The sequence below is a fragment of the Thiolinea disciformis DSM 14473 genome (assembly GCF_000371925.1).
In the GTDB taxonomy this organism is placed as follows: Bacteria; Pseudomonadota; Gammaproteobacteria; order Thiotrichales; family Thiotrichaceae; genus Thiolinea; species Thiolinea disciformis.
This window is the reverse complement of record NZ_AQVE01000006.1, coordinates 162,663-182,769: the sequence shown is the minus strand read 5'-3', so window position 1 is coordinate 182,769 and position 20,107 is coordinate 162,663. Positions and strand designations below refer to the sequence as shown.

Genomic DNA, 20,107 nt, shown 5'->3' with positions numbered 1-20,107 from the left:
ATTGCTCTAAAACGGATAGAGGTGGTTTAATACCATCTCTATCTAAACCCTATCATCACTATGTCACAAGCATCCTATATCACTAAGTCCCATCCGCCTATTCCGCTGGATTGCTCACAGATTCAAACGATTTTCTTCGATATGGATGGCACTCTATTAGATTTACATTTTGATAATCATTTCTGGCTAGAGCATTTACCCAAACGGGTTGCTGAGCATAAAAACGTATCACCGGATGCTGCCAAACGTTGGATTGACGATCATTGCTCAGAAATCGAAGGCACTTTGAACTGGTATTGCTTGGATTATTGGCATGATCTATTACAGGTGGATTTAGTACCACTTAAACATGAAATTGCAGATCGTATTGCCATACGCGCTCATGTTGAAGCATTTTTGACGCACCTAAAACAGCAAAATAAACGCCTAGTGCTACTAACCAATGCGCATCAAAAAAGTATCGATGTGAAATTTAAATATATCAATCTTGCAGCTTATTTTGATCGGATTATTAGTTCCCACCAATTGGGTCTAGCGAAAGAACATCAAGACTTTTGGCCTAAACTAGAAATAATGGAGGCATTTGATAAAAATCGCAGCCTCTTTATTGATGATAATTTGCAGGTGCTCCGTAATGCGCAAGCCTATGGCATTGCACATTTACTAGCCATTCGGGAGCCTGACTCCAAGCTCCCACCGAAAGATACGGCTGAATTTACGGCGATAAGCTGTTACACGCAATTAATGTACTAAGCGGCTAATTCAGGATGCACTTTGCGATACGCCGCTAATAAACTTTGATGCAGCTTGCAGCCTTCTAACGTTAAAGTGGGTGAATCCAAACCAATGGCGCTTAAATTGCCGGATAATAATTGGTGTGCCACACTTAACACGCGTGAACCATAAAGCTCATCCAAACTCAGTTTGTAGTCGCTCGGATTATCTAGATTTAATAAAGCTTCGACGCAACGATAAACTTTATTGCGCTCCGCATTGCCTTGTTCAAATAAGCGCATCCACTGGCAAGATTCTAAAATCTGCTCCTCTGCACCTAATTTCATCGCCAATAAGCCCTTTAATTCGCCCACGCGCAAATCGGCCCAAATACTATCGGCATCGGGCGCTAAACCAATTAAAGCAGCAATCGGCTGAGCGTCGTCTAAGCCTAATTCGTTTAAACTTTCTAATAAATCGGCATACTCTTCATCGTCTAAATCCAGAAGATTTAGGATTGGCTCACGCACCCAATTACCGACATTATTATTATCCCACTGTAAATCCTCTGGTAAGTAAATCTCAGACATACCCGGTACGAGAATACGGCAGGCATACACGCCTAAATGCTCATAGTCCATGATATAGATATCGCAATCCTCTTCATGAATACGTTCACAGAGCCAATTAAATTCCTCAGATGTTGTGCCAGCGGCATTCCAATCCACAAATGCATAATCCGGTGTACTACGCAAGAAATTCCAATGAATCGGGCCGCTAGAGTCAATAAAATGCGTTTCCAAATTATGCGGCTCAGCAACTTCTTCCAAATCAACACTTGGTTCGGGGAAACCAGCTAATTTATCTAAGGCACGGCCTTGCAATAATTCGGTTAAGGCACGCTCTAAGGCCACCTCAAAACGTGGGTGTGCGCCAAAACTGGCATAAACACCTTGATCATTGGGGTTTAATAGCGTGACACACATTACTGGATAACGCCCCCCTAAGGACGCATCTTTTATTTGAATGCCAAAACCAGAGTCACGCAACTCGTTGATTCCTGATATAATCTTAGGATAGCGCGCTAAAACCTGCTCAGGTACATCGGGCAGACAGATACCTTCAGCAATAATGCGGAATTTGATATGGCGCTCGAAAATCTCGGATAATGCTTGGGTACGCGCTTCAGTCGCAGTATTACCGGCTGACATACCATTACTGACGTATAAGTTGCCAATCAGATTGACAGGGAAATAGACCGTTTTGCCATCCCGTTGGCGCACATAAGGCAGTGTGCAAACACCCCGTTCGGCATTGCCTGAGTTAATATCGACCCAATCGGCGGCGCTCATGCTTTTTTCGGGGTCGTAAAATGTGCGCAATTCGGTACTTAAAGCTTCTTTGGCAAGCGCTTTCTTATCGCTGGCGGGAAACCAACGCTCAGCAGGGTAATGCACGAACGGGCCGTTGGCAATGTCAGCACCCAGATAATAATCCGCCCAGAAATAGTTGGTGGATAAACGTTCAAAAAATTCACCTAAGGCGCTAGCGAGGCAAGCCTTTTCTGAGCCACCTTTGCCATTGGTGAATAATAAAGGGCAATCACGGTCGGCGATGTGTACCGACCACACATTGGCAATTGGATTGAGCCACGAACGTTCAACGATATTAAAGCCCAATGCAGCTAATTTTTTTTGCAAGTTAGCAATCGACGATTCCAGCGATGCGTCCTTGCCGGGGATAAAACTTTCGGTCATTCAATAGGTTCCTTGGTGGTGGGGGAGGAAGCGAATAACTAGGATAATGTAAACTATGTTCTCAATTAGCAAAGATTTTTGCCCACATGACAAGCCGCAATGCCCACGCAAAGCTTGGTTCGTTTTAGGATTAGCGCTAACACTCGCTGCCTTCGGCTGGCTAGCTTACCACAAGATAACGCCTGTCGTTGCGCCTGCAAGTACGGTTGCTACGAATAATTTAAACGATACTTATCAACAACTTCTCAAAGACCCGAAAAGCATCGGCGGTAACTGGTTGCGCACGCTTAATCCTGCTCTTCAAGATGTGCAAGGCGATTTAGTGTGGAATACCGAACAACAACGCGGTGTGATGCGTTTTGTTAATCTCCCCGATCCTGCCAAAGACCAGCTTTATAAAGTATGGATTTATGATTCGCGCCGCCCTGCTAATAATCCCGTGTTGGGGGCAAGTTTAAGTAAAGGCTCAGCACGTCAGGAATTATTCGCTGTCATTAGCGCGGATGAAACGGTTGCTGACCCGTATAAATTTGTCCTGACGCAAGAGGCAGCTAATGGAGTTGGCGAACCGACAATTTTGCTGATGGTGCAACCTTAAGCAAGGTTGCTTGCCATTGTGAGATAGGCAGTTCCTACGAGTGCCAGTCATTCACCTGCTTGGCTCGAATACCAAGGACTCCACCGCGTCGGCTATGTTGTAACCCTAACCAGTAACCAGCGCCACACGCTTACTCTTCGAAAGCGTGTAGATGGTATTGGTTGCTCATAAGCATCTCGATTTAGGGAATTTTAGCCTTTTTCAAAGTGTCAGTCAGCATTAGATCAAAACATTACAAGCGGGGGAGCTAGTGGAAACACTGTTATTTCACAACTGTCTGTTTTACTTGCAGACTAAACTACCGCTTGTTTTAGCGACGCCAACCGTTACCACCGTACCGGAATTAAACCCAAGATAATCCGCCTCCAAGCCATCAGAGAAGATCACACCATTTTCTGGCATCTGCGATTCCAAACGTAAGGGTGTCTCACTCGTAATACTACCGAATACTAAGTTGACGCCCGTGGTTTTACTGGGAAACGGTTCACGGACAGTGAATTGCAAACGCGGCGCATCCCAAGCAAAACCTTTACTTAATTCATGTTTCTTTTGCTGAGTAATACCCATCGCACCGGCTAAAATAGACTGAAACCAGCCAGTTGAGCCAAACCCCGTAGACACAATAATCCCTGAAGATAATTGCACCTCGTGCTGTTTATCCCACTGTAAACTATAACGCGCCGATGTATGGGTTTTCGGACCAATAAATAAATCATTCACTGCTAATAAACGCTGCCCATCATTCGTGCTGGCTTCAGCAAAGGTAATCGTTTTGCTTGCACTAGAGCCTGCAATGGTTCGCTCTAAGGCGCGTCTTAAATCGCCAATTTCAAAAGGTAATAACTTGCCATCAATCTGTTTCGGATCGGGATTAATCGCAATCACCGGCTGACCCTGCAAATACTTCAAAGTATTGGCAACTAAACCATCCTGTCCAATCACAATCACAATATCCGTTGCGCCAAATTGATAATTGGGCAAAAAGGAACGCTCCAATAATTGAAAGCGTCCTAATGGTTTTAAAATCTGCTCAGCTTCTTTTAAACATTGCTGATAGGTATCATGCTCGCTTAGATAGGTTTGCGTATCTAGCTGATTATGTTCTAAATAAAAACAGGCTTGCCTACGTGTATTAAAGCGTTCCGTTAATTCTTGTAAACGGGTTTTGCGTGTTACCAAAATAAAACGTTGCTGACCCGCTTTACTTAAAAAGCTGTTCATACTCACGCTCTCTTCTTCAGCAATTGACTAAATAAATCAGGCGTAATGGTTAACTCACCAATCTTATTGGCATTCTGAGCCAAGCCTTCAAAAGCCAATGCCATTAATTGCTCAGGTTGCATCTGCGCTAAGGCGATTGCCTTCAAGTGCTCCACAGGCAATTGCTTGAACGCATTCATACGTGCAGCCGTCGCATAAGCCTCGGCATCTGCTTCTTTTTGCCGATTCTCAAATTGAATACTCACCAATGCTTTACGCTGATCCTCTTCAGCAATCTGCGCTTGAATACGTTCCTGCTCGGTCGCGGCTTTAGCACGCAATAAAGTCCGTTCATTTTCAATACGTGATTCTTCAATTTCTTGCTCTTTTTGTTGCACGACCAACGTGGTATTTAACTCAGCCTCGCGAATCATCCGTTCTTGCTCAACAGCTGATTTACGCCGTGCATAAATCGCATCATCGGCTTCTTTTAAAATCAGCTCACGGGCTTCTGCCTCCAAGGCACGCGACGTTTCCGGCGTTGGCTCAATCGCAGTAATCGTGACCTCTAATAATTCAATCCCTAACGCCTGTAGGCTTGCATCACTCCGCGCTTGCTCACGCACAAACTGCGACAAATCTTGGCTAATGGTTAAGGCTTGACGTAATTCTGTGCTCTGAACTTGACCTTGAATCGCAGATTGCACTATCCGCAAAACCCGATCTGATAAATGCAAGGGGTCTTCAGACACATAACTGACACCATCTTTAGCGAGGGTAAAATTCAGCATCTGCCCGATTTTCATAGCATCGGTAATTTGATAGCTAATCTGTCCCTGCACAGTAAGTGCTTGGAAATCTTTGGTTTGTAGATAGAAAATGAAAGGTGCTTCTTTCACATTCATCGGTACTGCGGCAATGGATGTGCTGACCGCATTATAGAAAAAGCTCAAACCCCGCCCATGCTGCTGCACCTTGCCATTATTGGTTTTAATCGCATAAGTGGAAGCATCTGCTTTGTAATAACGAATTCCGAACATTGGCCTTGCTCCTTATTAGTGTCTTTTAGTTACTTTATACTTTTAATAGTGTCTTAAAGACCTTAAGCTGTCAACCATTAAGTGTCTTAAAGACCATAAAAAGATTGAAATAGCCGACCAAGCGTATTAAGGTGCTGTTATTCGTTTTAACATTGCCAAAATGATGACCCAATACGCCGATGAAGCTAGTTTTTTAGCAAACTATAACCGCCGTGAGTTTGATGCACCCTTGCTGACTGTCGATCCAGTGTTATTTACTTATCACCAAGCCCAACTTAAGGTGCTATTAGTGGAACGCTCAGCATATCCAGAACGTGGCTTATGGGGTTTGCCTGGTGGCTTTGTGCAAATAGATACGGATATAAGTTTAGAAGATACTGCACGCCGCAAGCTGCAAGAAAAAACTGGCATTATTCCACCCTATTTAGAGCAGCTTTATACCTTTGGCTCGAATCAACGTGATAAACGCGGTTGGGCTGTGACCGTCGCTTATACGGCTTTAATGGCTTATCAAGAATGCGCCAGCCACATTGAAAGCGTGAGTGATGTTCAATGGCAACCCTTAGATCAATTAAATAAGCTGACTTTAGCTTTTGATCACCAACAGATTATAGAATTTGCACGCGAACGCTTACGCCAAAAAGCACTTTATTCCATTGTGCCCGCTTATGCTTTACCAGAAAAATTTACCCTGCCCGAATTACAACAGCTACACGAAGTCTTATTAGGCAAACCTTTGCAAAAAAAATCCTTCCGCCGCCGGATTGAAGAGGCAGAATTGTTAATAGATACCGGCGAAAAACGTTCCGATGGCAGCGGCCGACCTGCGGTGTTGTATCGGATGAAAGAAGGCGCGGGGGGGTATACGTTTGTGCGGAATTTGGAGGAGTGAGGGACAGTTATACTAGCAAAAGTGATTCTGATTTTTTGGTTTTGAATCATGCTGTTAAAATGAGCCCATGGGTGCGTGGCTCCAACTGATATGGCTAGGTCTTACAATCGGATATTAAGTGTTTGAGGTATCATGAAAGCACGAATCTTCCTCACTATAGTTTTATTGCTCCTTGCAGGCTCGGGTGCTTTAGCAGCTGACGAATCGGTAATTTCTCAAATCCGACAGGAATACAACACTATTCGAAAAAAACTGCCCTTATTAAATAAGACAAAAACCGACTTATCCGGCTATTCAGCGGAGGGTGGCAACGCAACTGCCTATAAGGATAGCAATAAAAATATTCAGCTCATTAAGGTTGAGCTTTATGGAGAGTCTGGAAAATTACATAAGGAATTTTATTATAAGAACAGGTCGCTTATCTTCACTTTCTCTCAAAACCATCGCTACAACGTACCCTTCTATATCACACCAGAACTCGCTAAAGATGCTGGTGGAATAGCATTCGATCCTCAGAAAACCAAGATTACCGAAGATCGCTACTATTTCGATAAAGGCAAAATGATTCGCTGGATTGATGAAAATAAGAAAGAAGTCACTATAACTTCCAAAGCATTCAAAGAAAGTGAACAAAACACTCTGAAGTTTTCAAATGAACTCCTTGCGATATTCAAATAGGAAGCTTGAATTTATAATTGTGCCACATCGGCCATGACTGTTAAATAATGATGGTCTCAAGGAGTTATTTACCTATCCTGTGACATTTTAATTTGATTGCTGGTCTCTAAAATAAGGTCAAACGATAACAACTTTCCACTTTTAAAAATCGTCATTTTTGCAAGCCTAAGGTTACTTGCTAACCGCCCATAATAATTCAGGATTACATTTACCTGCGTCGCGCTGTCCATAAATACTCACGGGATAAGCCTTGGTTTGGATCTCGGTTAAAATATCTTTTACCGCTGTCTCACCTGCCGATAGATTCACAATCTTACGTGCTTGCGGGCTATCTAATACAATGGTGAAAGTCCCTAGACTGGTAGAAGGGGTACAAGCGTGATTCCCTTTGGCACTTTGAATGTCTAGGGTAATATCTTCATATTGGGATATATTCGCCCATTTCAGCGTGCTTAATGTGCCTGTCAACCCTGCATTCTGATTACTTAAATCAGTAGCAAAGGGATGATGTTTCGCATCGGGCTTAGTGCTTTTATGATTGGCTTGCTTAGTATAGCGCGTATATAAAGGGTATTGGTGGTCGCCTGACTGAGCCAATGTCTGCCAACGCGCATTCTGTAATTCGTATAAGCTCGTCACCCAATAACCATCACTATCCATCATATACACCAACTCAGCTTTACCGTTTTTATTGGTATCCACCAAATCAACGATACCCTTATCATTCTCCTCAAAATAACCTTCAATTTCGGAAACAACTGGGCGCCCTGTCTCGTCAAAAGCCAAAGTAATCAAGTGGGTGCTAGGTGCTGAACCTGTCGCCATAGTCGGGTAACTAATGACTATATCTTGCTGACCATTTTGATCGAGGTCGGCTTGATAAGCCGTAAACATAGTAGGATTTGCAGTACTAAATGACCAAGGCTTACCAGCCTTATCCACGCCACTGAGCATCATGATTTGCTCACTGGGATGAGCGATTTTGATCTCGGGGGTTAGCTGGGTTGCATTTTCTTCGACTTTGAGCACGGTCAAGGCGACAGTAGGTTGTAGTGCCGATTTGGCAAGCGGCAAATAATCATCCATGAAAGCAAAACTATTAGAGGCTAAACTTAAGCCCAGTGCTAAAGATAAACCACGCCACATAAACATCTCCTTATGTTTAGATTGTTAATAAAGGCATATGAACTGCCATGCTTTAGCTTAGAGCAATCTATACACAAGAAATACACACTAAAGTTGTAAGTCAACAAATCCTCGGCAACTGTTCCCCCACTAACATATCCAATAAACGCTCACCACCGAAGCCTGTCTGCAATAACACCTTACCGACAGGTTGCGCTAACACTTCGCCAATAATCACGCTGTCTTTGCCTGCGGAATACGCCTGCATCGCTGCTAATACCCGTTCGGCATCGCTTTTGGCGACGATGGCAATTAGTTTGCCTTCATTGGCTAAATACAAAGGATCAAGCCCTAAAAGCTCACAAATACCGCGCACTTCTTCACGCACAGGTAACGCAGCCTGCTTTAAACGTATACCCACGCCACTGCTTTGCGCAAACTCATTCAAAACCGTTGCCACGCCACCACGTGTTGCATCACGCAGGCAGTGGATATCTGCACCTGTGGCCAGCATGGCCTGCACCAAACCATTTAAGGCTTGGCAATCGGTTTCTACTGTGCTTTCCAATGCCAATTCACCGCGTGCATCGACAATCGCAGCACCATGATCCCCCACAAAACCATTAATAATCACTACATCCCCAATTTGCGCGCGATGACTATTGATCTCGATACCTTGCGGAATAATGCCCACACCTGCGGTATTGATAAACAACTTATCCACAGCCCCCTTGTGGACAACTTTGGTATCACCCGTGACGATTTTTACCCCTGCGGCATCAGCGGTAGCTTTCATGGATTGCACAATACGACGCAAATCATCAATCGGGAAACCTTCCTCGATCATCATGCCACAAGTCAGATATAGCGGGACTGCGCCACTCATGGCTAGATCATTCACCGTGCCCGTCACCGCCAACTTACCAATATCACCGCCCGCAAAAAACAAAGGATCGACCACATAACTATCGGTGGTCATCGCCAAGCGATTGCCGTATTGCGCTAAATCTGCCAATTCAAAACGCGCCTGATCCTCTAAACTCGATAATTCAGGATTATCAAAGGTTTGCACAAAAATCGCATCGATCAAATCGCGCATGGCTTTACCACCTGCCCCATGCGCGAGTGTTATGGTTTTGCCCGTGAATTTATCGCTCATGCTGCCTTTCCTGTATAGCCATGATTGTAATAAGCCGCACACGCCCCTTCGGACGACACCATCAATGCTCCCATCGGATTTTCTGGATTGCATTTTTTGCCAAAAATCTGGCATTCCCACGGTTTGATTAAACCCTTAATCACTGCCCCGCATTGACAATCTTTCGGGTCAGTCACTGTTAGATTCGGCATAGCAAATTTACGTTCCGCATCATAAGGCGTATAGTTCGCCCGCATACTCACACCAGAATGATCAATCGACCCCAAGCCACGCAATTCAAAAAACTCACGCGTTTCAAACACGTTATGAATCGCTTGTAAGCCTGCCTGATTACCTGTTGGCTGTACCACTCGTGCATACTGGTTTTCCACCACACAACGATTTTCGGTAAACTGTTTCAATACCATCCACAGCGATTGCAGAATATCTAACGGCTCAAAACCAGTAATCACCAGCGGTTTATGGTAATCACGTGCAATAAATTCAAAAGGTTGCAACCCTATGACCATTGCCACATGCCCTGGTGCTAAGAAACCATCGAGCATGAGATCAGGTTCATCTAAAACGGCTTTAATCGTTGGTGCCGTGGTAATGTGATTACAGAATAAGGAAAAGTTTTTAATGCCTTCACGTTCAGCCTGTAATACCGTTAAAGCCGTACTAGGCATGGTAGTTTCAAAGCCTAAGGCAAAGAACACTACCTCACGCTCAGGATGCTTACGCGCCAAAGTCAACGCATCCATCGGTGAATAGACCATACGCACATCCGCCCCATCGGCACGGGCTTGCAATAAACTCTTACGCGAACCTGGCACACGCATCGCATCACCAAAGGTGGTAAAAATCACTTCAGGACGCTCCGCCAAGGTCACACAATCATCCACTCGCCCCATCGGCAATACACAAACAGGACAGCCAGGACCATGTACCATTTCAATCGATTTAGGCAACATCTGCTCGATGCCATAACGGAAAATCGTGTGAGTATGCCCGCCGCAGAACTCCATAATTTGCAAAGGACGGCTTAGGGTTGGCTCAAGTTGTGCGGCTAATTCATGAATGGCACGCTGCAAATATTGCGCTTTTTGGTTATCGCGAAACTCATCGACAAATTTCATGCGGCGGCTCCACTGCGTTCCATAGCATCTAACTCTTGCTGCAATTCACCTAACTCGGCTAATAATTCCAAGGTGCGTTGTGCCTCGTCTTCATCAATCCGACTTAGGGCAAACCCCACATGCACTAGTGTCCAATCCCCCACACATTGCTCAATCGGATGTTCCTCATCGACAATGCAGGCAATATTCACCTCGCGCAATACGCCCCCGACATTGACCTTTGCCATACAACGCTCGGCATCGGTAATTGCCATAATCTGTGCTGGAATGCCTAAACACATGCTGTTTGCTCCTGAATAATACGTGCCGCCCCTATCGCCGCCTGCCCCAAGGCTATCCCTCCATCATTCATGGGAACGAGTCGATGCGTCAATACGTGAAACAGTGCTTGTAAACGCGTTTGTAACTGTTCTAATAAAAAACGATTTTGGAATACGCCACCTGATAAGGCGACGGTTTGAAAGTTATGCGTTTGCGCTAAATCAGTAACGGTTTGTACTAATAAATCCACTAGATTAAGGTGGAAACGAGCGGCAATGTGCGCTTTATCTAAACCATTCTTGAGATCATCCAGCAGTGCAAACCACAACATAGATAACCCCACCCCAACGCTCCCCTTGTTAAGGGAGGACGTAAGAAGCTTAGTATTCTTTCCCTGAGAAGAGGAGGTCGGGAGGGGTTCTTTAAAACTGATTCCCGCCAAAGCCTCTAATGCTATCGCCGCCTGCCCCTCATACGTCACCTGCTCACGGCACAAACCCAAAACCGCCGCCACCGCATCAAATAAACGCCCGCAGGAGGAAGTGCTAGGACTATTTACCCCTTGCGCCTGCATACGATCCAAAGTGGCTAAGGGCTTGTGCTGTAGATAGTGAATTATCTCCAAATCACCATACTGCTGACACACATCCTCCCAACCCAAGGCTTTTAAGTGAGCATAAGCGATGCGCCACGGCTGCAAGATTGCTTGTGTGCCACCCAATAAAGGCACAGTGGCAAAATGTGTCAGGCGTTCAAATGTCAGATAATTACCTAGTAAGAACTCCCCACCCCACAGCGTTCCATCTGTTCCATAACCTGTACCATCCAAGATAATACCCAATACCTTTTTACCTGAAAGTGGGTATTGATTCTCCGCCAAACAAGCGGCTAAATGTGCGTGATGATGCTGTACTTCAAACCGTTGTAAAGCGTGTTGCTCCGCCCATTCGCGCCCCCAATGACTGGCTTTGTAATGGGGATGTGCATCGATTACCACGGCTTGTGGCTGGGTTTGATAGAGGTGCTGATATAAGGCTAATTGATGTTGGAAATCTCGATAGGTCGCGTAATTATCCAAATCACCGATGTGCTGCGACAAAATCACTTCACCTTCCCGCAATAAAGCAAAGGAATTTTTCAGCTCTGTACCCAAGGCTAATAATTCTGGTGCGGCTGTAAATTCATGGGATAACTTAAGCGGTGCAGGTGCATAGCCTCTAGCGCGGCGTAACACACGCACCTCTTCTGCCATCCAACGCACCACCGAATCATCCACCCGATTGGCTATTTCACGATTATGTAACAGTTGTAGATCAGCAATCTCGGCTAAATCACTGCGACTTTGTGCATTATGAATGCATTGTGGATTACCCGAACGATTCCCCGAGGTGAGCACGATAGGATGCTCTAATTCTGCCATGAGCAAATGATGCAAGGGCGTATAGGGCAGCATGAAACCCAAGTGATGTTGCTGGGGTGCTAAATTTTCTGGGAGGTTGCCATCAATACGTTTTTCTAGGACGACAATCGGTGCAGCACTGCTTTGTAAGGCTTGCAATTCTTGTTCACTGACAAAACAATACTGTTGAATCTGTTCAATAGTCTTAGCCATTAAGGCCAGTGGTTTAGCAGGGCGATGCTTACGTTCGCGCAATAAAGCGACTGCTTCGGCATTGCTAGCATCCACAGCCAAATGAATCCCACCTATACCTTTAATGGCAATGATCTTACCTTGTTGTAAAGCCTGAGCGGCGGCTTGAAGTGCCGTAAAATTGCGTGCGACGATTTCACCTTGTTGTTCTAACCACAACTCACAGCCACAGTCTGCACAGGCATTGGGTTGCGCGTGAAAACGTCGATCCTGAGGATTATCGTATTCAGCATGACAAGCGTCACAGAGGCTGAACACTTGCATCGTAGTCTGCGCACGATCATAAGGAATGCCCGTGACAATACTCAGTCGCGGCCCACAGTGGGTGCAGTTGGTAAAGGCATAGCGATAGCGCCGATTATGTGGGTCATTGATTTCGGCTAAACAGTCAAGGCAGGTTGCAGCATCAGGCACAATATGTGTGTGGGCAGCAGATTGTTGGCTATGGATAATCTCAAAACTGTTCGCATTTAAGGTGTGACTTAATGCTTCACGCTCAATGGCATCTATGTGTGCAAGTGGTGGCAACTGTTTAGTTAAAGCCTGTAGGAAAGCTTCCATATCGCCTTCCGCTTCAATTAATACGCCCCAACCATCATTACATACCGTGCCCCGCAAACCACAGGCTTGCGCTACACGCCACACCGTGGGGCGGAAACCAACACCTTGCACCAAACCTTTAATGCGAATGCGTTCTGCCATTAATGCACCGTACACACCATACAGGGGTCAAAGGAACGCACAATGTGTTGCACATTAATCGCACCCTCGTCTTCGACCACTGTTCCGACCAATGCCTGTTCCAATGCCCCCGCCTGCCCTAATTCGTCACGGGGTGAAAAATTCCAAGTGGTGGGTGCGATGATTTGATAATGCGAGATTTTCCCTTCATCAATCCGTAACCAATGCCCTAAACTACCGCGTGCTGCCTCGACTAAACCCACACCCTCAGCTTGCTTGGGTAATTTGCCGTGCGTGCAAAAGGCCTCCTTTAATTGCAACTGTTGACACCACTGTTCCATAGCCAAGACCACTCGCGCTAATTCGATTAAGCGCGCAATGACCCGAGTCGCCACCGTGCCACCAAACTGCTCTACTACGCCATGAATCAAGGCTTGTCCATCAATCAGTTGGCGCGCTAATGCACCCGTTTCCATCACCTGTTGATACAGGCGCGGTGCTTTACACAGTGAATAAGCATTTTCCTTCTCTAAATGCGGCACGGTTTCTCCTTGCTGAGGATGTGCTACACGCTGCACACCTTGCATAAAGGCATGACTAATATCTTCGCTAATCCCTTGTGTATCTAAGCTTGTCACCTCACCCTTACACCACACGCTTTGCGCAAACGCATACTGATTCTGGTAAGCATAAGCCCCATAACTTAAGAACTGGTCATAGCCACGCCCTAATGCAAATAGATTAAGATCGTGGGCTAATTGTAAAAACTGAGCAAAATCCCCGTAGGGATGCTGCTCCAACCATGCGTTCAGCTCTGTATAAGATGAAAGCGATACCACGCTTTCCAACGTATCAGCGAATACGGTTTTTTCCAAAAATAAGCGGAATTGACGAATTAATAATTGTAGTCTGAGCCATTCCTGCATTTCTAAGGTTTTGGTCGTGCCGCCCGCTTGTATGCTCAAGCTATGCGGCCATTTGCCTGCAAGCAAACTAGTGATATGCAGCCATTCCGCGCGCGCTTTTAAGACTTCCGGCATAGCTGAACCGCTTTGTGCCTTAAAACGTTGTGCGATGACCGGATACCATGCCTTAGTTTGATACACTTCACGCGCGAAATCTGGCATGAAAAACAGATAAAAATGACTGAGATGATCCGCCACATTCTCACAAGCGAGAATTAAATTGGTGGCTAACTGACCATTGGGTGCAGGCTTTAACCCTTGTGCATCCGCTAAGGCACGTGCTGCTGCCACGGATTGCGCCACTGAACAAATCCCACAAATGCGTGGTGTATATACCAAGGCATCACTAGGCGCTTTACCGATCAAAATGCGTTCAAAACCACGAAATAAGGATGAATTTACCCATGCCTGTGTAATCCTGCCTTGCTCCGCCTCATAGTGAACTTCAAGATCACCTTCCACCCGATTAAAAGGGCCTAATATCTTGCGTGTCATACCTTACGCCCCTTGCCTTGCGGGGCAATCACCACGCGATCCGCCAAGGCATTATCGCGCACCCGTTTCGGGGTAGCTGCTTTAGAAAGTGAAGCCAGTGCGACGAACCAAGCCTTAGGCATATCGCTTGGTAAACCAATAGGAATACCGGCAATCTTGGGTGTTTCACCAAAAGCATGAGGCGGATTTTCAAAGTCGGGGGCAGTGCAATTAATGCAGGCATAACCACCGCGCAAACATGAACCTGAACCATTCCATAGACGAGTATTACAATCGGCACGCGCTTGTGTTCCTAAACAGCCGCGATGCTCCATCATGCAACCCATATCACCTGCTTGTTCTGCACTGGCCTTATACTCATAAAACTCATTACGCGGGCAACCGTGATGCACTAAGTGATCAGTGTAGGAACGGGGACGGTTAAACTCATCCAAGCAATCTTGAGAAAATTGTCCCAAGGCGAGTTGTAATAAGGTATCAGTAATCCATGCAGGATGTGTTGGGCAACCCGCAATATTAATCACGGGAAAATCTGCGCGCGAACGCCATTCAGGCTGTAATAAAGCCCCCTGTTTCGCGCCATCGTATTGTAAGCCTGTGGCATCGGTGGGATTGTCGCCTGCGGCAGTAATCCCACCAAAGGCTGCACATGAACCTATTGCGATCACATAACGCGCTTTCTCCACCAAGGCTTGCAACCAGTACTTCATGGCTTGATTCGTGCCCGCAAACTTATGTAACAGCCCTGTATTATTGGGCGCATGAATGACTGAGCCTTCTAAACATAAGGCATCTAAGCAAATCTGATCATTGAGAATATCATTCAATAAATCAATAACTTGCTGATTGGATGCCTCACTTAACGAGGGATGCCATAACAGGTTTATATTGGCGAGGGCAAGGGTTTGGTAAAGATCAGGACTTTCTGCATTCAATAACGACATGGAACACCCACCGCAACCGCCTGACTGGAGCCATAAAAGATTGAAGGTCTTGTGAGTGGTGTCCTGTTTCATACTAAATTCACAGGTAAGGACAATTTAAACACCGCGCCATTATCACCGTTTTGATAATAATTATGCGCACTTAAACTGCCACGACATTGTTCGGTAATCAGCCCATAACTAATATACAAGCCTAACCCTGTGCCCTTGCCCACAGGCTTTGTCGTAAAAAAGGGGTCAAACAGTTTGTGCAAATCCACATCCTTAATACCATGACCATTATCTTTGACCGTCAGATGTAGTTTGTCTTGCTCCTGCCATAATTTAACACTGAGTAAGGGTTTGGCAATGCCATCCATCGCATCCAGCGCATTTTGAATCAGATTGACTAAGACCTGACTGACATAGCCCTCGTAATTATAAATCACCAATTGTTCAGGGCAGTCCAAGTCAATCTGGGGTTTATGAGGGGCAGAGCGCACCAACCACATCACGGTACGTTGGCAAAGCGCGACAATATCAAAGGACTCAGGCTTTTGACTGGCAGGGGTGGAGAATTGGCGCAGGTTTTTGACAATCTCACTCACCCGCTCCGCACCCTCCATGGAGCCTGCTAACAAAGGTCGAATGTCTTGCAAGATGCGATCAATACGTAGCTTCTGCCGTAAGGCTTCACGTTCGGGTAACGCAATATGACTATGTACAGCCTCCAAATAACGCCGAAAGCGCTCTTCATAACCGAGCAACGCGTGCATATTGGCAAAGACGAAACTAATGGGGTTATTTAATTCGTGTGCCACGCCTGCTACTAGGCGTCCGAGTGAGGCCATTTTTTCCGATTGGATTAATTGTTGTTGTTTATCTTGTAAGGCTTGATGAGCTTGTTTTAATTCACTATAGGCACGTTCTAATTCAGCATTCTTCTCTTCTAATTCAATTTGATAGCGCACTAAATCGGTATAAATCGCATCCATGCGTTGGATGACTTCCACCCATGCGCTTTCCTCAAAGTGATCGGGTAAACCTTGTTCCAGTCCTGCTTGCTGGAGCAGCGTTTCAGTCATCGCTGGACAGGGGGGCTAGGCGTTCTAATTCATAGCGCTCCAACTTGGAACGCAATCCCACACGCGATAAACCTAATTCCTCCGCTGCACGACTCTTATTCCAACGATGACGAGTTAATACTTCTTTTAAAATCCGCGCTTCCAACTGTTCGACGCGATCTTTTAAAGTACCTTGCACATCTTCCGTCAATAAACGCATGTCTTGGCGAAACTCTTCGGGTGTGGCACGCAAGACATGCGAGGAAATCAATTCTGCCCCCAAATAATCACCCTGCCCTAATACCAACATACGCTTTACTTCATTTTGTAATTCACGCACATTGCCAGGCCAATGATAGCCTTGCAAACACACCAAGGCTTCTTTAGTAAAACCTTTAACGGTTTTGCCTAATTGCACCATTGCCTCTTGCAATAAAGCATGAGCCAACAAGGGTACGTCAGCTAAGCGTTGGCGTAAGGGGGGAAGATGTATGGAGAAAGTGGCTAAACGATAATATAAATCTTGGCGAAACCGTCCGCGCCTGACTTCTTCTTCCAAATTCTTATTGGTGGCGGCAATCACCCGCACATTAATACTACGCGTGGTATTAGTACCCAGCGGGCGAATTTCTCCCTCTTGCAAGACGCGTAATAATTTGACCTGAAACACAGGTGAAATATCGCCAATCTCATCTAAAAAGATCGTACCCTTATCCGCCAACTCAAATAACCCGACCCGATCAGCCACTGCCCCCGTAAATGCCCCACGCTTATGTCCAAACAGTTCGCTTTCTAATAATTCGTCGGGTAAAGCACCGCAGTTTTGTGCCACAAATACTTGATCTTGACGTAAGCTATTATAATGCAAGGCACGCGCTAATAACTCCTTACCTGTCCCTGATTCGCCCGTGAGCACGACATTCACATCATAAGGCGCAACTTGGAAAATCTCTTGGCAAACCGCATTCATACAACTATTGGGACTGCGTACCACGCCCATATCCCAATCGTAACGCTGTTGTAGCGCTTGGCGTTTGCTTTGAATCGCTGCCTCTAAGGTACTGGGCTTGAGTTTTAATTCCAGACTTAGGCGTTCGTTTTGTCTTTGTAATTCAAATAATTCGACGGCATTCCGTAGCTTTAAACGCAATTCATTAGGATGCCAAGGTTTGCTAATATATTGGTAAATGCCCGCCTCATTGATCGAACGAATAATATCCTCCGAATCGGTATAGCCTGAGATAATCATGCGCACGACATCAGGGTATTGCTCGCGTACTTGTGCCAATAAACTCACCCCTGTTACATCAGGCATACGCTGATCACAGACTATCACTTGCACCCATTCTCGCGCCAAAATATCTAAGGCTTGCTGCGCGGAATGGGCGGTATGAATATCAAAATCTTCAGCCAAAATGCGTTCCATTGCCTCCAAGGAACGCACTTCATCATCCACCACTAATATGGTTGGACGCTCGGTCATGCCTGCACTCCTGTCGGCCTTGTTTGAGTCGCAGCACTCGCCAACGGATGACCGAGTAAACGCATTTGCTGCGTCATCCGCAGCCACTGATACCACTGATTCATACCCTGTCCTGTGGTCGCTGACACTTGCAAGACTTGAATATCAGGGTTGACTCGACGTGCGTATTCAATACATTTTGCCACGTCAAATTGTAGGTAAGGCAGTAGATCCACTTTATTCAGTAATAACAATTTGGCGGCATGGAACATGTCAGGGTATTTAATCGGTTTGTCTTCGCCTTCGGTGACCGACAAAATCGCTACCTTATTCGCTTCACCCAAATCAAAGGCCGCAGGGCAAACTAAATTCCCCACATTTTCAATAAATAAGATACTGGTAGGCTCAGGCTTCAAGCTTTCTAAGGCATGTCCGACCATGTGAGCATCTAAATGACAACCCTTACCTGTATTAATCTGAATAGCTGGTACACCTGTGGCACGAATCCGATCCGCATCATTCGCGGTTTCCTGATCGCCTTCAATTACAGCTAAGGCAAATTCCTCTTTTAAATCGGTGAGGGTGCGCACTAAAAGCGACGTCTTCCCCGATCCTGGACTAGAGACCAGATTTAGGGCTAATACACCTTGTTCTGCAAACCAACGCCGATTTTGCTGGGCATATTGATTATTCTTACCCAAAATATCTTGCTCAATCTGCACCATACGCGACTGACTTAAACCCGCCACATGCGCACGTGCAGGGCCTTGTCCATAATGTTGGTGCTGTGTGCCTAGGCCACGAATAATTGAGTGTTCGTGATGCTCATGGCTATGATTGTGCGCATGATCCTGTGAGTGCTCATGTCCATGATGGTGATGATCGTGTGGGTGATCATGATGGTGGTGCTCATGCCCTTCAACGCGCGTTTCACCTGCTCCACAACCGCATACTGTACACATTAATCCACCTCCAATTCTTTTATACGCATTTCATCACCTGAGCTGACTTGCAATTGATAACTGCCACAATCAGGACAAGCATCATAACGCTGTTTAATCTCAACACTTTTGCCGCATTGCATGCACCATGCGATCGCGGGTAAATGAATAATTTCTAGTTTGGCCTGATCGGCAACGCTGTGGCGCGATACCACTTCAAAGGCAAACTCCAAAGCAGGCACTTCGACATTGGCTAAGGCACCGATTTCCAACCAGACGGTTTTCACTTTTTTAAACTGTTGGGTTTGCGCGGCCTGTTCTAACACTTGCAGCATCCCTTCCGCTAAGGACATTTCATGCATGAGTTTGAATCTCGAGCGTATAAGAGACACAAGGGTCAACCGCTTGAATCCAAAGATTCGCGCGGTCTTTTAGATCCTCTAAAGGCCTACTCCGGCATAAAGCTTTTAAACCCGCTGCTACCACACCATCGTTTGCGAAATTCACCTCGGTTGGCGCGAGAATCGAATAGCATTGAATGAACTGATTTGCATCCAAGGCGACTTGATGCCGCAAGTTACCACGTGCTGCTGGCACGGCATGATCATCCACTTCAGTAGTACCCCTTACTAATTCAAGTAAAAGTGCCAACCAACGACTCAGCACACCATTACCAAACTCCCGCAAAACCTGTTGGATTAAAGGCTGTTGTACCTGCCGTGCTAACACCGAGTTCTCTAGCTCAGGTACTAAAGAATTAGCACCCAAACCTCCCCAATCCTTCTCTTTTAAACGCCGTAAAGCGTGAGCTGGGATAGTCTCTGCTTGGTGTATCCAAGTCTGTAAATCATCCCTATTAAACGCCTGAAAACGCTCCAAACTTACTGCAAAAATATGCTGCTCTAGGTATTGCCGCCATCGCTGCTTGAGCCACTCACGCTGCGCTTTAGTCTGCAATAGCTCACTATCCGCACGAAAAACGTTACCCGCTTTAAACCAGGTTTGTTTAGCGGTGGTAAGAAACTGCATCGCTTCACGTATCACACTTAGCTCCGGCTTCAAACCCCGCCACGCACTCCAATCAAGCAAAATGCGTTGTACCTGCTCACGCCCTGTTTCAAGTGCCACTAAGTCCTGCAAAGCAGCATAATGTTCTGGGTCTATAGGCTTATTGAATAGTGCAGCGTTTGCCTTCAACGCTGCTAGACCATGCGCCGTACCACAGACATGAAACAACAACGGTATCAGCGCTAACGCTTGATCCATTGTTTTACCTTGCAAGAGTTGATTGATAGCCTGCAAAGGACGTGTCGAGCGAATGTGTACGTCAGTACGCTCAACATTCATGACAATATGCAGTCCTCCCTCAATACCTGCTTGCAT

At 45.9% G+C, this 20,107-nt stretch carries 19 protein-coding genes; 4 read left to right on the top strand and 15 right to left on the bottom strand.

The window, feature by feature from the left end; genetic code table 11:
- Nucleotides 1-60: 60 nt before the first annotated feature.
- The gene (yrfG, locus tag A3IE_RS0106950) at nt 61-753 is read left to right on the top strand and encodes a GMP/IMP nucleotidase (RefSeq protein ID WP_020394883.1); all 693 of its coding nucleotides are present in this window, start codon (nt 61-63) and stop codon (nt 751-753) included.
- On the opposite strand, the gene ycaO is transcribed toward yrfG, so the two are convergent.
- On the bottom strand, nt 750-2,471 hold the full coding sequence (ycaO, locus tag A3IE_RS0106945) for a 30S ribosomal protein S12 methylthiotransferase accessory factor YcaO (RefSeq protein ID WP_020394882.1): 1,722 nt from the start codon (nt 2,469-2,471) through the stop codon (nt 750-752). The two genes, yrfG and ycaO, sit on opposite strands and share 4 nt — an antisense overlap.
- Nucleotides 2,472-2,526: 55 nt before the next feature.
- On the opposite strand from ycaO, the gene A3IE_RS0106940 reads away from it, so the two are divergent.
- A complete protein-coding gene (locus A3IE_RS0106940) occupies nt 2,527-3,069 on the top strand; it encodes an anti-sigma factor (RefSeq protein WP_020394881.1) in 543 nt (180 codons plus the stop codon).
- Nucleotides 3,070-3,351: 282 nt separating this feature from the next.
- On the opposite strand, the gene A3IE_RS0106935 is transcribed toward A3IE_RS0106940, so the two are convergent.
- Entirely contained in the window at nt 3,352-4,290 is a 939-nt protein-coding gene (locus A3IE_RS0106935) for a diacylglycerol kinase catalytic domain-containing protein (RefSeq protein WP_020394880.1), read from the bottom strand.
- A gap of 2 nt (nt 4,291-4,292) precedes the next feature.
- Nucleotides 4,293-5,309, bottom strand: coding sequence for an SPFH domain-containing protein (locus A3IE_RS0106930; protein ID WP_020394879.1), 1,017 nt, complete (start codon nt 5,307-5,309; stop codon nt 4,293-4,295).
- Between the two features lie 160 nt (nt 5,310-5,469).
- On the opposite strand from A3IE_RS0106930, the gene A3IE_RS0106925 reads away from it, so the two are divergent.
- On the top strand, nt 5,470-6,201 hold the full coding sequence (locus A3IE_RS0106925; RefSeq protein ID WP_020394878.1) for an NUDIX hydrolase: 732 nt from the start codon (nt 5,470-5,472) through the stop codon (nt 6,199-6,201).
- 132 nt (nt 6,202-6,333) lie between these two features.
- The gene (locus tag A3IE_RS21960; RefSeq protein ID WP_020394877.1) at nt 6,334-6,879 is read left to right on the top strand and encodes a hypothetical protein; all 546 of its coding nucleotides are present in this window, start codon (nt 6,334-6,336) and stop codon (nt 6,877-6,879) included.
- A gap of 171 nt (nt 6,880-7,050) precedes the next feature.
- Here A3IE_RS21960 and A3IE_RS21955 read toward each other — a convergent pair whose 3' ends face one another.
- From A3IE_RS21955 to A3IE_RS0106860, 12 genes are all read right to left on the bottom strand, one after another.
- Entirely contained in the window at nt 7,051-8,025 is a 975-nt protein-coding gene (locus A3IE_RS21955; RefSeq protein WP_020394876.1) for a hypothetical protein, read from the bottom strand.
- A gap of 100 nt (nt 8,026-8,125) precedes the next feature.
- Nucleotides 8,126-9,163, bottom strand: a complete 1,038-nt coding sequence (hypE, locus tag A3IE_RS0106910) for a hydrogenase expression/formation protein HypE (protein WP_020394875.1) — start codon at nt 9,161-9,163, stop codon at nt 8,126-8,128.
- Complete coding sequence (gene hypD, locus A3IE_RS0106905; protein WP_020394874.1) at nt 9,160-10,281, bottom strand: hydrogenase formation protein HypD; 1,122 nt, start codon at nt 10,279-10,281, stop codon at nt 9,160-9,162. The genes hypE and hypD overlap by 4 nt, the downstream gene beginning before the upstream one ends.
- A complete protein-coding gene (locus tag A3IE_RS0106900; protein WP_020394873.1) occupies nt 10,278-10,562 on the bottom strand; it encodes a HypC/HybG/HupF family hydrogenase formation chaperone in 285 nt (94 codons plus the stop codon). Before A3IE_RS0106900 ends, hypD begins: the two co-directional genes overlap by 4 nt.
- Entirely contained in the window at nt 10,553-12,895 is a 2,343-nt protein-coding gene (gene hypF, locus A3IE_RS0106895) for a carbamoyltransferase HypF (protein ID WP_020394872.1), read from the bottom strand. Before hypF ends, A3IE_RS0106900 begins: the two co-directional genes overlap by 10 nt.
- The gene (locus tag A3IE_RS0106890; protein WP_020394871.1) at nt 12,895-14,334 is read right to left on the bottom strand and encodes a nickel-dependent hydrogenase large subunit; all 1,440 of its coding nucleotides are present in this window, start codon (nt 14,332-14,334) and stop codon (nt 12,895-12,897) included. Before A3IE_RS0106890 ends, hypF begins: the two co-directional genes overlap by 1 nt.
- The gene (locus A3IE_RS0106885; RefSeq protein WP_026154824.1) at nt 14,331-15,350 is read right to left on the bottom strand and encodes an NADH-quinone oxidoreductase subunit B family protein; all 1,020 of its coding nucleotides are present in this window, start codon (nt 15,348-15,350) and stop codon (nt 14,331-14,333) included. Before A3IE_RS0106885 ends, A3IE_RS0106890 begins: the two co-directional genes overlap by 4 nt.
- The gene (locus A3IE_RS0106880; RefSeq protein WP_020394869.1) at nt 15,347-16,342 is read right to left on the bottom strand and encodes a sensor histidine kinase; all 996 of its coding nucleotides are present in this window, start codon (nt 16,340-16,342) and stop codon (nt 15,347-15,349) included. Before A3IE_RS0106880 ends, A3IE_RS0106885 begins: the two co-directional genes overlap by 4 nt.
- Nucleotides 16,335-17,804 (bottom strand): sigma-54-dependent transcriptional regulator, encoded by a 1,470-nt coding sequence (locus tag A3IE_RS0106875; RefSeq protein ID WP_020394868.1) that lies wholly within the window; start codon nt 17,802-17,804, stop codon nt 16,335-16,337. The genes A3IE_RS0106880 and A3IE_RS0106875 overlap by 8 nt, the downstream gene beginning before the upstream one ends.
- The gene (gene hypB / locus A3IE_RS0106870) at nt 17,801-18,745 is read right to left on the bottom strand and encodes a hydrogenase nickel incorporation protein HypB (RefSeq protein ID WP_020394867.1); all 945 of its coding nucleotides are present in this window, start codon (nt 18,743-18,745) and stop codon (nt 17,801-17,803) included. Before hypB ends, A3IE_RS0106875 begins: the two co-directional genes overlap by 4 nt.
- Nucleotides 18,745-19,086 (bottom strand): hydrogenase maturation nickel metallochaperone HypA, encoded by a 342-nt coding sequence (gene hypA / locus A3IE_RS0106865; RefSeq protein WP_020394866.1) that lies wholly within the window; start codon nt 19,084-19,086, stop codon nt 18,745-18,747. Before hypA ends, hypB begins: the two co-directional genes overlap by 1 nt.
- Nucleotides 19,079-20,107 carry a hypothetical protein gene (locus tag A3IE_RS0106860; RefSeq protein WP_020394865.1) on the bottom strand — a complete coding sequence of 343 codons (1,029 nt, stop codon included), beginning with the start codon at nt 20,105-20,107 and terminating at the stop codon, nt 19,079-19,081. The genes hypA and A3IE_RS0106860 overlap by 8 nt, the downstream gene beginning before the upstream one ends.